Source organism: Ilumatobacter nonamiensis YM16-303, assembly GCF_000350145.1.
Classification (GTDB): Bacteria; Actinomycetota; Acidimicrobiia; order Acidimicrobiales; family Ilumatobacteraceae; genus Ilumatobacter_A; species Ilumatobacter_A nonamiensis.
Genome location: NZ_BAOL01000186.1, coordinates 1 through 14,179 on the forward strand (window position 1 = coordinate 1; position 14,179 = coordinate 14,179).

Here is a 14,179-nt window from a genome sequence, read left to right on the forward strand (position 1 = left end):
ACGCCGCCGCTGCCGCGGCCCGATCCGGTGGGGCACCCGCGGCGAGCGCGGCACCGATCAGTCCGGACAGCACGTCACCGGACCCGGCGGTGGCGAGGCGTTGGTCACCACGGTCGACGAGGAGGACGCCGCCGGGCGCGCCGTCATCACCCCAGCCCAGCGCCTCGTAGCCGTCCGCCTCGAAGTGGGATGGCGGCGGTGAGGCGATGACCGTGGTCGGACCTTTCAACAGCACGGTCGAATCGAACTCGTCCGCGGCGGCGCGGGCGGATGCGATGCGATCGACGGAGGGCCGCTGGCCGGTCAGCTGGGCGAACTCACCGTCGTGCGGGGTGAGCACCGTGGAGAGTTGGCGCCGACGCAGGAGCGGCTCGGCACCGTCACGGCTCCGCGCGACGGCGAACAGTGCGTCACCATCGACGACGACGGGAACCGGGGCGTCGCCGATGCACTCACGAGTCGCCGTCAACGTGTCGTCGCCGCGCCCGAGACCCGGACCGATCACGAGGGCACCGAATCGGCCGATGTCGTCGAGTGCGGCCTCACCGAACCCGCCCACCGGGATCTCACGCTGGACGACTTCGCTGCGCGTGTGCGGACGGCAGCCCGGCGCGGAGAGAGAGACGAGCCCGGCTCCACCGCGTGCGGCAGCGGCCGTGCACAACTCTGCGGCGCCAGGCATCCCGGGACTCCCGGCGATCACCTTGACCGCGCTCTTCCACTTGTGGCTGTTGGAGGGCCGAGTCGGCCACCACGACGCGACGTCCGTTGCCTCGACGAGGTGACACCGGATCGCGCCGGTGTCGAGCCCGATGTCGACGACCTCGACCTCGCCCGCGAGCGCCGCGCCGTCTCCGAACACGAGCCCGGGTTTGAGCGCTTGGAAGGTGACGGTTCGATCGGCACGGAGCACGGCGGGTCCCGCCTCTCCGGAGAGCGAGTCGACGCCGCTCGGGATGTCGACCGCCAGGACCGGAGCGTCGCCGATCCCGGGAGCGGTCCACGGTCGTGCCGCTTCGGCCCGGAACCCGGTGCCGAACGCGGCGTCGATCACGAGGTCGGCCGGCGGCAGCTCCTCGGGGCATGCCTTCACGTCGAAGACGCGGACGCGCACGCCCCGCGCCTGCAGTCGTTCGGCAGCGTCGCGGCCGTCAGCGCCGTTGTTCCCTGCCCCAGCGATCACGTTCACTCGCCGGCCGTACGTTCCGCCGAGCAGGTCGAGGGCGGCCCGGAAGACCGCTCCCCCGGCGCGATGGATCAGCACCTCGACGGGCTCCGGCGCGGCGGCGTCGATTGCCCGCATCTCGTCGGGCGTCACCACCGGGATCATGGATCCGAGTCTGCCACCCCGCGACTGATTGTGTCAGACCAGCCCCGGCACACGGATCGTCGCGTCAGGCGCCGATGAGGCTGTCGCGCAACTCGCGCTTCACGAACTTGCCGTTGGCGTTGCGCGGCAGCGCCTCGTCCATGAACCAGACCCGCTCGGGAATCTTGAACTTCGCGAGACGGCCATCGAGGAACGCTCCGAGACCGGCTTCGTCCAGGGTGGCGTCGGGCGTCCGGACGATCGCCACGCCGACGATCTCGCCCAGGCGATCGTCCGGCACGCCGAACACGGCGGCCTCGGCCACATCGGGATGTTCGTAGACCGCGGCCTCGACCTCGGAGCAGTACACGTTCTCACCGCCGCGCAGCACCATGTCCTTGGCGCGGTCGACGATGAACACGAACCCGTCATCGTCGATCGTGGCGATGTCACCGGTCCGGAACCAGCCCTCGGGAATCGATTCGGCTGTCGCATCCGGGCGATTGAGGTAGCCCTTGATCACGATCGAGCCACGCACGCAGAGTTCGCCCCGGCCACCCGGCTCCGTGACCTCGTCACCGAGGTCGTCGATCAGCTTGGCGTCGAGCACCGGGACCACGCGGCCACACGACGAGGGCTTGGAGGTGTAGAGCGCACCCGAGTTCGCCGTGACGATCCCGTGCGTCTCGGTCAGCCCGTAGCCGGTGCTCGGTGCGCCGCCCTTCAGCGATTTGTCGATCTTGTCGACGAGGTCGGGCTGCACCGGCGCCCCACCACCGCCCATTCCGGCGATGGTCGAGGTGTCACGGGTCGACCAGTCGGGGTGCATCAGCAGTTCGCGACTCATCGTCGGGACACCCGAGAAGTTCGTGACTCCCTCGCGTTCGATCAACTCGAGCGCCCGTCCTGCGTCCCACTTGTACATGAACACGATCTTCGAGCCCGAGATCGTGGCGGGGTGGAGCAAGCAGTTGTTCGCCGTGACATGGAACAGCGGAGTCGGAGCCATGAACACGTTCTGCGCCGGTGCGGCGGGCGCGGCGTCTGGCTCCTCACCGGACGCAGCAGTCACCTTCGCCGCCGCGGCCGCACCGACGGCCGCCATGAACGCGAGGTCGAGCAGGTTGTGCACCGATCCGCGGTGGGTGAGCTGGGCGCCCTTCGGAAAGCCCGTGGTCCCCGAGGTGTAGAAGATGCAGGCGTCGTCATCGGGATCGATGTCGGCCGGCGGGAGGTTCGCGGGTGCCGTGGTCGGGTCGATCGCGTCGTCCCAGCGTTCGGCGTCGTCGGGCAGTTCACCGTCGTAGCGGACCGTGATGAGGTGGAGCGGCAACGGATCCTCGCCACCGCGGATGTCGTCGAGGACCGGGACGATCCGCTCGACTCGCTCACGGTCACAGATCAACACCTTGGGCCGGGAGTCGGAGAGCCCGAATTCCATCTCGTCGGTCGTCCACCACGCGTTCATCCCGACGCACGCCGCGCCGATCGAGACGATCGCCCAGTACGAGAACACCCACTCGGGGTAGTTGCGCATCGCAACCGCCACGCGGTCGCCCTGCCGAACACCGAGGTCGTCGACGAGGTGCTGCGCGAGCGACTTGATGATCGCGTCGGCCTCGGCGTACGTGAAGCGTTCGTCCTCGTACACCACGTAGTCCGCGTCACCGTGACCGGCAGCGAGTTCCCAGACCATGCGCATCGAGGGCGGGGCCGAGTCGAAGACCCGCATCGGCACGCCGCGGACCTCGATTTCCGTCATCGCGAACGGACCGCCAGGTGCCGTCAGTTCGTTCCAGGCTTCGGTGTACTCCTCGATCATGGTCGCCATGATCGCAGCGTGACCCCCGTCGCACCAATTGCCCGGAGAGCGGACGTGCTCACTCGGCGATGACGTAGGCGGCGGCGGTCGTGTCGGAGTGGGTGAGGCTCAGGTGCCAGCGGCTGACGCCCGCCGCGTCGGCGAGCTCGAGCGCGCGGGACGTCACCCGCAGCGACGGCTCGCCCGACTCGGCCCGTTCCACCCACACGTCGTGGAACCCGAACGCGCCGAGGCCGAGTCCGAGCGTCTTCATCACCGCTTCGCGCGCCGCGAAACGCGCCGCCAGCGATGGCACCGGATCGGACTTCGGAGCGACGTAGGCCAACTCGGTCGCGGTGAACAGCCGCGTCCGCATCGACGGCGTCCGCGCGAGCGAGGTGCGGAACCGCTCGATGTCGACCAGGTCGATGCCGATCCCGATGATCACGATGTCACCTTTGTCGGACTCAGGCCCGGAAGAGTTCGGCGGTGTCGATGACCGGGCCGATCAACAACTGCTCGACGGGGATCTCACCGAGCAACGACTCGTCGAACGAGCCCTCGGTCTCGGTCACCGTGTCGACGAGGCGGTCGTAGCGACGGTCGTAGCCCTGCAGAACACCGCGGATCACGTCGGTCGGACAGATGTCGTGGAACTCGACGTGGAGCAGGGTCAGCCCGGTGGTCTCGCCACCCTTCACCTCCGGGACGAAAATCAACGTGCGGCCGTCGCGCCGCCCCTTGCCGACGAGCACCTCGCGCTCGGACGCCACCCGGTGCTTGGTGCCGCGCAGCGCGGTCACGCCGTCGACGCGACTCTGCAGATCCCATGACACCCCGCCGCGGTCGATGATCGTGACCGTCTCGTTCTCCGGATCGATTCCGTACCGCGTGAAACCCCGGACGTCGGCGATCGCGGGGTCGAGGTCGGCGAGGATCTTGAGCGTGCGGTAGCTGAGCACGTCGCGGCCGGCGCCGGCATCGAGTACCGCTTGGACGAGCGGGCGATCCATGATCCCCTCGTCGCTGCGGGAGATCCCGACGGTGACGGTCTTGGCCTGGTGCTTGATCGTGTCGACCGGACGGGTGAGCTCGTCGATCGCGTGCGTGAGTGCAGCGACCAGGTCGTCGATCAACGACGAGGGCGTGGCGACCTTGCCCGACGAGCGCTGATAGGCCTCGACCGGTCGCTCGTCCGCGAGGTCGCGAAACATCCCGCTGAGTCGCACCGCGGTGGCTGCCTCGAGGTGACCGTTGTAGACGCCGGCGCGCAGGCCGTCGTGGAACCGGGAGTTGACGGTGTCCAGGTCACGGCTCAGACGACGCAGCGCCTCGTCGCCCGACATCTGATCGCCGACCAGCTCTTCGATCACCTCGCGCGCCGTGCGCAACGGGTGCGCCGACGCATCGATCGCGAGCGCCGCTTCGTAGCCGAACAGATGGCCGACCATCGCCGACAGGATGAAGCCAAGTGTGGGATCGACCTGGGGCACCTCGATGACGGCGTCGGCATGGAACCGCGTCTCACCCTCGGTGGCGAACACGATCGGCGTCGCCTTGTGCGCCTTGAAGATCGCCACTTCCTTCGCCACGTCGTCGGCGGTCGAACCTTCGAGGCCTGCCGCGCAGACGAGGATCAACGGCTCGGACGACAGGTCGATGTGCTTCTTGTCCTCGGTCGAGTCACAAGCCATCGACTTGTAGCAGAGCTCGCTCAGCTTGATCCGCACCTCTTCGGCGGCGACCTTGTTCGGGCCGTTGCCCACGACCGCCCAGTACCGCTTCGGCGGGGCGAGGCGACGGGCTGCGTCCGCGATCACCCCGCGGAGCGACAGCGTGGTGCGCATCGCGTCGGGCATCGCACGGAGCGAGGCGAGGAGTTGGGTTCGCCGCTTCGGGTCGCCCAGGCCGGTCGCCTCGGCGATCGCACAGCCGAGCAACGCTCCGGCCGCGACCTGGGAGTAGAACGCCTTCGTCGACGCGACGCTCATCTCCACGTCGCGACCATCGGAGGTGTACATCACCCCGTCGGCCTTGTCGGTGAGATCGGAACCGCGGCGGTTGACGATGCCGATGACGTGACCGCCGCGCGAACGGATCAGGTCGACGGTGCGGTTCGTGTCGGTCGTGGTGCCGGACTGGCTGACGGCGATCGCGAGCGTGTCGCTCATGTCGCGTCGGAGATGGAACCCGGACAGTTCGGTCGCCGTGATCGCATCGACGTCGAGTGACGAATCGAGCAGCTCCTCGAGGACCTCGGCCGTGCTCTGACCTGCCACCGCCGCGGTTCCCTGACCGATCACTCGGAAACGGGTGATCGTGCCGTCGGCGAGTCTGGCTGCGATCTCGGGTGGCAGGGCGCGGTCACCGACGACGGCGCGAAGGCCGCCGTCCGCGTCGGTCGCGATCTTGCCGCGGAGCGTCTTCGCGAAGCTCGACGGCGACTCCGAGATCTCCTTCAGGAGATAGTGCGGCGCGTCGCCACGGTCGATGTCGCGCGTCGTGACCTCGGCGGTGACGACGTCGTCGGTCGTGACGGGCAGCTCGGTCCCGTCGTACTTGTAGCGGTCGATCCCGGCCAGCATCCCGGCATCGTCGGCGTGGATCGCGACGATCTCGCCGCCCTGCTCTCCGTCCATCCGCACGTATCGTGCGGTCTCCTCGACCACGCCGTAGGGCTCGCTGGCCACCACGAAACAGTCGTCGGCCAGACCGACGTAGAGCCCCTGCCCACTCCCCCGCAATGCGAACAGCATCGTCGACGGGTCGGCCGCGCTCACCGCGCCGATCGCGACCGAGCCCTCGAAGGTCGACACCGTTCGGCGGAACGCGTCGACCGTCTTGACGCCGTCGGCCAGGTGCCGGGAGACGATCGCCGGGATGACCTTCGCATCGGTGGTGATCGGTCCGGCGATCCGCAGACCGTGCTCGGCGCGCAGGTCTCCGTGGTTGTCGACGTCGCCGTTCAGCGCGGCGACCACGTACGGCGCGTGCGCCTGTTCCTCGCCGGAACGCTCGACCTCGACCGAGTTCAGGGGGTGGGTGTTCGGCTCGCTGATGATGCCGACGCTGGCCCAGCGGGTGTGACCGAGCAGCGCCACCCTGGCGCTCGGTGACGACACCGCCCGTCGCAGGAGACCGTCGGCCGCGAGCGTCGCTCGAAGAGCCGCCGTGTTGTCACCGAGTTCGCCGATCTCGGCCGCTTCCTTGTAGACGAACGAGAGCACGGAGCGGTCGTCCCCGTCAACCGTCGACACGACGGAGCCGTTCTCGAACAGCGGGTCCTCACCGCGGCCGGCGACCAGGGCGGCGAGCGAGTCCGGATCGATGTCGTGACCCCACACGTAGAGGTGGATCCCCGCAGAGTCACGCCCGCGGACCTCGAGACGGTCGATCGACGAGAAGGCCTGTTGAACGACGAGGTACGCGGCGAGCGCGGAGGGAGTTGCGTCACGTCCGGCGAGCGCGGTGACCTCGCGCGCGGTGCGGAAACGGTCGTTGCGGATGGCCCACACCGCGTCGGCGAGCTCGAACAGTTGCGCGTTGGCGGTCTCGAGTTCGTCGGCCGACAACTGCCCTGGGTTCTGGTCCAGTTCGGTTTCGCGCTCGGCGCGGAACGCGTCGAGACGGTCGAGGCGACTGGTCAGCGCGGCGATCAGATCGCTCTGTCCGCTCAGCGCGAGCACTCCGGGCACGCCGCGGAGCGCCGTGTCGACCGAACGGGTCGCGTCGGCCACGGCGGGAACGTCCGGGATCGATTCGATCGCCGCATCGAGGCCGCCCAACAGGTTCTCGGCCCGAGGCGTCGGTCGGGTCGCAGGACGGCTCAGAACGCCGATGATGCCGCACATGGCCATCCACGCTATCCACCCGCCAATGTCCATCGGTGCCAGGTCCCCACCGACATCCGACCCCACGGCTCCTGCGCCGGCGATGGTCGACGCGGACTCGGCGCGTGAGGCCGCGCCTCACCCAAACGGGTGAGGACCACACTGAGGGTGGCGCTCGACCGATCGAGCGACTACTTTCGCCGCAGCGAGCGGCAGCGGGTCACCTGAACAAGCGAGATGACATGCCCCACGCGCCTACGACACACCCTGGTTCCTCCGCACTTCCGCGTCCGTCCTCTCGACGACGTCCGAACTCCGAGAGACGCCGACGTTGGCGCGATCTCCTGTTCCTGACCACGATTCCCGGACTGATCGGCCTCGCCGTCGCGGGCGGCGGAGCTGTCGACGCTCAACCTGCCGACGCCGAGTCGTACGTCGTTCTCCTCGGCACGGATCCGGTTGTCGCGTACGAGGGTGACGAACCCGGACTCGCGGCGACGGCGGTGGACGACGGCGAGAAGCTCGATGCGACGACGCAGGCAGTCGAGGAGTACGTGGACTTCCTCGAGGTCGAACAGGCCGAGGTGATCCGGGAGGCCGGCATCGACAACTCGGCGGTCGGCGAGAACTTCACCTACGTGTTGAACGGCTTCGAGGCAGATCTCACCGCTCCCGAGATCGCCGCACTCGATCGTCTCCCCGAGGTCGCCAAGGTCGTCCCGAACGATCTGCAACAGCTCGAGACCGAGGTCTCACCGGAGTTCCTCGGCCTCGACGACAAGAAGGGTGCGTGGGACACGGGCTACCTCGGTGACGATGTGGTCGTCGGAGTGATCGACACGGGGATCTGGCCGGAACATCCGTCTTTCGCCGACGATGGCTCGTACCCGACGCTCGACGGCTTCGGCGAGGTCCCCTGCGAATTCGGGGACACCGCGTACAACCCCGACGACGCCCCGTTCGCGTGCAACGACAAGCTGCTCGGCGCGCGCGACATGCGGATCGCCTACAAGGCGAACATCGGACCGGAGACCTTCGCCACCGCTCGCGACTACGACGGCCACGGGACACACACCGCGTCCACCGCCGCGGGCAACGCAGATGTCGCCGCCGAGATCTTCGGAATCGACCGCGGCATCGTGAGCGGGGTCGCCCCTCGTGCCCGCGTCATCGCGTACAGCGTCTGCGGTTCACTCGGCTGCTTCACCTCCGACCTCGCAGGAGCGATCGACACAGCGGTCGCGGACGGCGTCGACGTCATCAACTACTCGATCGGTGGCGGCGCCTCGCTGACCGATCCCGCCGACATCGCCTTCCTGTTCGCCGCCGACGCGAACGTCTGGGTCGCCACCTCGGCCGGCAACTCCGGCCCGGGAGCAGCGACGGTCGGCGGTCCCGCCACCGTTCCGTGGATCACCTCCGTCGGTGCGAGCACGACCGACCGCACGTTCAACAACGTGGTGCGACTCGGCAACGGACAGATCGCCACCGGCGTGAGCATCACCCCGGGGACCGGCGGAACCTTGCCCCTGGTCGATGCGGCGGCGCTGGGCAACGCCTTGTGCGACCCGGCGGTTCCGTTCGGAGAAGACGTCACCGGAAAGATCGTGATCTGCGAGCGCGGCGGGTTCGCGCGGGTCGACAAGAGCCTGGCGGTGTCCAACGCAGGCGGGGCCGGGATGATCCTCTTCAACATCGACGACGCCCAGGCGCTCGTCACCGACCTCCACTTCGTCCCGTCGACCCACGTCAACTTCACCACCGGATCGGCGATCAAGGCCTACGCGGCCGCGGCCGGTGCACAAGCACGGGCGTCGCTCACCGCCGGGACGGCCAACCCGACCCAGGGCTCGGTCATGGCCGACTTCTCGTCGCGTGGTGAGCACCCGATCTCGGCTGACCTCATCAAACCCGATGTGACCGCACCCGGTGTCAACATCCTCGCCGGCCACACGCCGTTCCCCGGTGCTGGTTCCAGCGGTGAGTTGTTCCAGTCGATCTCGGGCACGTCGATGTCGAGCCCGCACGTGGCCGGACTGTTCGCGCTGCTCCGCGAGGCGCACCCTGACTGGACCGCAGCAATGGCCAAATCGGCGATCATGACCTCGGCGCGCCAAAACGTGACCAAGGAGAACGCCACCACACCGGCCGACCCGTTCGACATGGGTGCCGGTCACGTCGACCCGTCGGGCAAAGCGGCGAAGAAGGGATCGTTGTTCAACCCCGGACTCGTCTACGACGCCGGTCTGTTCGACTACTTCGCCTTCCTGTGTGGAACCGATGACTCGGTGTTCATCGATCCGGCATCGACCTGCGGTCAACTCGAGGGAGCCGGCGAATCGACGGCGGCGACGGACCTGAATCTCGCATCGATCGGTGCCGGCGCCATCGTCGGTTCGATCACGGTGCAACGCACCGTGACCTCGGTTGCCGACACGACGCGCACATTCCGTCCGCAGATCGAGGCTCCTCCGGGATTCGAGGTGGGCGTCTCGACCAACAGGCTCCGTCTCGCTCCCGGCCAGTCGGCAACGTTCGATGTCACGATCACGAACGTCAGCGCTCCCATCGGTGACTGGGCGTTCGGTTCACTCACCTGGAAGAGCGGGAGCTTCGAGGTCCGCAGTCCGATCGCGGCTCGCGCCGAACTCTTCACGGCACCCGATTCCGTGCAGGGTGAAGGTGTCAGCGGAACGGTCGACATCCCCGTTCAGTTCGGCTACGAGGGTGCCTACACCGCCGCGGCTCACGGACCGGTTCCGGCACTCGTCGTCACCGACACCGTCTCCCAGGACCCTGATCAGACGTTCGACCCGGCAGACCCCGCAGGCACCGTGGCCATTCCGGTCACGACCTCCGGATCGGCGTTCGTCCGCTTGGCTCTCGACGTGGACGATCTGACCGTGCCGAACCCGAACGTCGACCTCGATCTGTACCTGGTGAACTCCGCCGGGGAGATCGTTGCCGCGTCCACCGCCGGAGGGACCGCCGAGTTGATCGAGGTGCCATTGCCGCCGGACGACAACTGGACGATGTACGTGCACGGATGGCAGACCGCGGGCGGCGACGTCGAGTTCAACCTCCGGACGTGGGATGTTCCGGCGACGCCCGGAACAGGTGCGCTCACGATCGAGGCGGCACCCGCGTCGGCGACGATCGGAGCCACGGAGATCGTGACCGCCGGATGGGACGGTCTCGACCCGGCCACGGAATACCTGGGAGCGGTGTCGCACTCCGACGGCTCCGGTCTCCTCGGCCTCACGCTGGTCGAGATCCAGACCGGTGGCGAGCCGGTGGCACCCGACGTCGAGCCCGAACCCGCGCCCGCCCCTGCGCCGGAGGAGCCCGCTTCCACCGAGCCGGTGGACACCGAGCCGGCCGAGCCGGTGGACACCGAGCCGGTCGACACGGAACCGGACGAGCCGACTCCCAGCGAGCCGGACGACGTGGACCCGGCCCCGACGACGCTCGCCGAGAAGATCGACGACTTCGTCGGGGATCCCGGCGCCGGCGGGTGATCTCCCCGTCGCGGCCGCCGGTCTCAGTTCGGGACCGGCGGCTGCGGCGCCGCGCAGTACGTGAGGTCGGCGGCCGATGTTCCGTGGTAGAACGCGGGCGCCCCGTCGGCCTCCAACACCACCCGGACCCCCGGTGTGATCACCTGGAGGTACTGCATCCCCTTCTGCGGGCAGCCGAGCGACGAGTCGCTCCACGTGACCTCCTCGACCTCGACCACGGAGATCGCCGACGCGTCGACGGCGCGGCGCTCGACCAGATCGGCGACCGCAACGTCCGCGAGCGCTTGCTGCGTCGGACTCAGTTCGGCGTCGCCACTGCTCGGAGTGGAATCCGGAACGGACGACTCGGCAGAGTCGTCGTCGACGGACTCGGACGGAGGCGAGACCTCGGGGTCGGTCATCGGTCCGGAGTCCGGAGCTCCGCTCTCGACGGACTCGCTCGTCGCAGCTGATGGCTCCGACGAGCCGCCGGATCCACACGCCGCACCCACGAGGGACGCGGCGACGAGCCCGAGCAGCGTTCGGCTGACCATGCGGTGGGAACGGGAGACAACGGTTGCCATGTGAGTTGGACGTCCTGACTCGTGCCCACGGTTCCACGATAGTCACCGACCCGAGGCCGGTCAGCGCGGTACGGTCGGCCGAATGAGCGACCCCGACGGACCGTCAGTCCCGACACCGGAAACCCCCGCGCCGCCCGCGGCTCCGCCTTCACCCCCGCCCGCGATGGCACCACCGGTGGCGCCGCCTCCCGTGGCGTTCGCTCCGCTCGGTCCTCCCGGAAAGCCCCGGTCGGTCGGACTCGTGATCCTGGTGTCGATCGTGACCTGCGGGATCTGGACCCTCGTCTGGTCGTTCCAGAACGGTGAGGAACTGAAGAACCACAACCGCACCGGACTCGGGGGCGTCGCCTATCTCTTCATCACGCTCCTGATCGGGCTGGTGACGATGTTCCTGATGCCCGGCGAGATCGAGACGATGTACCAGCGAGCCGGCAAGCAGTCCCCGGTCAGCGCGGTCACCGGACTGTGGTTCCTGCTGCCCATCGCCGGACCCATCGTCTGGTACGTCAAGGTGCAGAAGGCGCTCAACGCCCACTGGCAATCGCTCGGTGCTCCGCCTGCGACGGGGCTCTGACACGTCCGGTCGGATCGCCGACGACGAACCGACGTGACCCCGCAGAATGCGCGTCGGGGCCCGGCACCCACGCGCATCTCTAGGTGAAACGGGTACGGGCGATGTCGGCGAGGTCATCGGCGGCCGACTGGGCACGTTCGGCCGTCGGGGCTTCGACCATCACTCGGATCAACGGCTCGGTGCCGCTCGCCCGGAGCAGCACCCGACCGGACGAGCCGAGTTCGGCCTCGACGCGAGCCACGTCGTCGGCCAACTGCTCGGCCACATCGGGCACGCGGGTCGCGACACGCACGTTGACGAGCACCTGCGGGAGCGACGTCATCGCATCGGCCGCGATCTCGGCGAGCGGTCGTTCGCTGCGTTGAACCACGTCGAGCAGGGCGAGCGCCGTGAGCAGGCCATCGCCCGTGGTGGCGTGGTCGGTGAAGATCACGTGACCGCTCTGCTCGCCGCCGAGCGAGAACGCACCCGCAGCGAGCGCCTCGAGCACGTACCGATCGCCGACCGCGGTCTCGACGACCTCGATCCCGGCCGCGTCCATCGCGATCCTGAACCCGAGGTTGGTCATCACGGTCACGACGACGGTCTCCTCGGCCAACAGCCCACGACGCTGCATGTCGACCGCGCAGATGGCGATGATGTGATCGCCGTCGACGACGTTGCCCCGGTGGTCCACGGCGATCAACCGATCGGCATCGCCATCGAGCGCGATGCCGACGTCGGCACCGTGCTCGACGACAGCCGCGGCGACGAACTGCGGGAAGGTCGCGCCACAGCCGGCGTTGATGTTGCGGCCGTCCGGCGCATCGGACACGACGATCACCTCGGCACCCGCGGCCCGGAGCGCCGCCGGGCCCACTACCGATGCCGCACCGTTCGCAGCGTCGAGCACGATGCGCAGCCCGTCGAGTCGTCGGCCCTCGAGCACCCGCAGGACATGGTCGACATACCCGGTGGTCCCATCGATCTCGACGATCGTCGTGGCGCGGGCTTCGACGCCGATCGGGGGCACCCCACGGTCTGCGAGGGCATCCAGTTCCTGCTCGATCCGCGACTCGACCTGGTCGGACAGCTTGGTGCCACCGGGAGCGAAGAGCTTGATGCCGTTGTCGTCGAACGGGTTGTGCGAGGCGGACACCATCGCGCCCATCGCTCCCGTGCGCTGTGCCTCGAACGCCACCAGCGGGGTGGGGACGACACCCAGCCGGATCACGTCGACTCCCTCCGCGGCGAAGCCGTCGGTCAGCGCGGCGTCGAACGCGGGCGTGGATTCACGGGTGTCGCCGCCGATGACGACCGTCGAGGATGCTCCGGCGCCCAGAACGCGAGACGCCGCCCGTGCGAGACGGGCGGCGAACTCGGTGGTCAACTCGTCGTGGGCGACTCCGCGGACACCATCGGTGCCGAACTTCATCAGGTGAGGTTCTTCGGAGAGCGCGCCACGGACGAGCGGTCGGTCGGGAGACTGATCGGGTGGATCAGCGCTTGGTGAACTGAGGAGCCTTACGGGCCTTCTTGAGGCCGTACTTCTTGCTCTCCTTCTTTCGCGGATCACGCGTGAGGAGGCCAGAGGTCTTCAGGGTGTTGCGGGTCTCGGGGTCGAGGTCGACCAGCGAGCGGGCGATCGCCATGCGCAGTGCGCCGGCCTGGCCGCTTGCTCCACCACCGTGGATCGTGGCGGTGACGTCGTAGGACTCGCGGGTGTCGGTCACGTTCAACGGTTCGGCGACGACCATCTGCGATGCGTCGGTCGGGAAGTACGCCTCGAGCGGCTTGCCGTTGATGGTGAACACGCCGGTGCCGGGTCGCAGCGAGGCGCGGGCGACGGCGCGCTTGCGGCGGCCGGTGGTCTGGGTGAGCGGTGCAGTCATGTGATTCTCGTTCTCGTCAATCGTTCGTCAGTGCAGATGCAGGACCGCTCAGCGGGCCTTCGCGTGGTCGATGGCCATGGGGGTGGGCTGCTGCGAGGTGTGCGGGTGCTCGGCACCGGCGTAGACCTTGAGCTTGGTGAGCTGCTGGCGACCGAGCGGGCCCTTCGGCAGCATGCCGCGGATCGACTGACGGACAGCCTCTTCCGGCTTGCGTGCGTGCAGCTTGGCGTACGACTCCGACTTGATGCCGCCCGGGTAGCCCGAGTGGCGGTAGCGGATCGTGCGGTCGGCCTTGCCGGCGGTCATGACGATCTTGTCGGCGTTGATCACGATGACGTGATCGCCGGTGTCGATGTGCGGGGCGTAGATCGGCTTGTGCTTGCCTTTGAGGACGCGGGCGACCTCGGTGCACATGCGGCCGAGGACGAGGCCTTCGGCGTCGACGACGTGCCACTCACGCTGGGCTTGGATCTCACTCTGTTTCGGACTGTAGGTCGCCATTTCGGGCCTCTCTCTGCGGTCACGTCGGACCGGTTGGATTCGACTGCGTTGCCGCAGCATCCGTGGACGGGTCACCGACCCGCTCCAGGGAACCCCACAATGCTACGGCGCCGCCCCGACGCGCCCAACCTGTCGAGGGGCCCGACCACCCGTCACATCAGCACCGCGTCCGACGATCTGTGTGACCGAAAGTGACGACGGACGCGGATTCG

10 protein-coding genes are annotated in these 14,179 nt (G+C 68.5%); 2 read left to right on the forward strand and 8 right to left on the reverse strand.

Features of this window, described 5'->3' with window-relative positions:
* The 4 genes from ON45_RS16205 to ON45_RS16220 all read right to left on the reverse strand — a co-directional run.
* A partial coding sequence (locus tag ON45_RS16205; RefSeq protein WP_051063203.1) for an NAD(P)H-hydrate epimerase occupies window positions 1–1,330 on the reverse strand: 1,330 nt, incomplete at its 3' end.
* 64 nt (window positions 1,331–1,394) lie between these two features.
* Window positions 1,395–3,140 (reverse strand): class I adenylate-forming enzyme family protein, encoded by a 1,746-nt coding sequence (locus ON45_RS16210; protein WP_241432228.1) that lies wholly within the window; start codon window positions 3,138–3,140, stop codon window positions 1,395–1,397.
* Window positions 3,141–3,189: 49 nt separating this feature from the next.
* The gene (locus tag ON45_RS16215) at window positions 3,190–3,558 is read right to left on the reverse strand and encodes a holo-ACP synthase (RefSeq protein WP_040495093.1); all 369 of its coding nucleotides are present in this window, start codon (window positions 3,556–3,558) and stop codon (window positions 3,190–3,192) included.
* A gap of 19 nt (window positions 3,559–3,577) precedes the next feature.
* A complete protein-coding gene (locus ON45_RS16220) occupies window positions 3,578–6,961 on the reverse strand; it encodes an SIS domain-containing protein (protein ID WP_040495107.1) in 3,384 nt (1,127 codons plus the stop codon).
* A 221-nt stretch (window positions 6,962–7,182) separates the two neighbouring features.
* Here ON45_RS16220 and ON45_RS23930 point away from each other — a divergent pair, with 221 nt between their 5' ends.
* On the forward strand, window positions 7,183–10,458 hold the full coding sequence (locus tag ON45_RS23930; RefSeq protein ID WP_051063204.1) for a S8 family serine peptidase: 3,276 nt from the start codon (window positions 7,183–7,185) through the stop codon (window positions 10,456–10,458).
* 23 nt (window positions 10,459–10,481) lie between these two features.
* Here ON45_RS23930 and ON45_RS21695 read toward each other — a convergent pair whose 3' ends face one another.
* Window positions 10,482–10,991 carry a DUF8738 domain-containing protein gene (locus tag ON45_RS21695; RefSeq protein ID WP_051063205.1) on the reverse strand — a complete coding sequence of 170 codons (510 nt, stop codon included), beginning with the start codon at window positions 10,989–10,991 and terminating at the stop codon, window positions 10,482–10,484.
* A gap of 193 nt (window positions 10,992–11,184) precedes the next feature.
* On the opposite strand from ON45_RS21695, the gene ON45_RS16235 reads away from it, so the two are divergent.
* On the forward strand, window positions 11,185–11,595 hold the full coding sequence (locus tag ON45_RS16235) for a DUF4234 domain-containing protein (protein ID WP_083915072.1): 411 nt from the start codon (window positions 11,185–11,187) through the stop codon (window positions 11,593–11,595).
* A gap of 79 nt (window positions 11,596–11,674) precedes the next feature.
* On the opposite strand, the gene glmM is transcribed toward ON45_RS16235, so the two are convergent.
* The 3 genes from glmM to rplM all read right to left on the reverse strand — a co-directional run bounded on the left by glmM (window position 11,675) and on the right by rplM (window position 13,967).
* On the reverse strand, window positions 11,675–13,009 hold the full coding sequence (glmM, locus tag ON45_RS16240; RefSeq protein ID WP_040495097.1) for a phosphoglucosamine mutase: 1,335 nt from the start codon (window positions 13,007–13,009) through the stop codon (window positions 11,675–11,677).
* Between the two features lie 64 nt (window positions 13,010–13,073).
* Window positions 13,074–13,466 (reverse strand): 30S ribosomal protein S9, encoded by a 393-nt coding sequence (gene rpsI, locus ON45_RS16245; protein ID WP_040495099.1) that lies wholly within the window; start codon window positions 13,464–13,466, stop codon window positions 13,074–13,076.
* A gap of 48 nt (window positions 13,467–13,514) precedes the next feature.
* On the reverse strand, window positions 13,515–13,967 hold the full coding sequence (rplM, locus tag ON45_RS16250; RefSeq protein ID WP_040495101.1) for a 50S ribosomal protein L13: 453 nt from the start codon (window positions 13,965–13,967) through the stop codon (window positions 13,515–13,517).
* Window positions 13,968–14,179 lie beyond the last annotated feature (212 nt).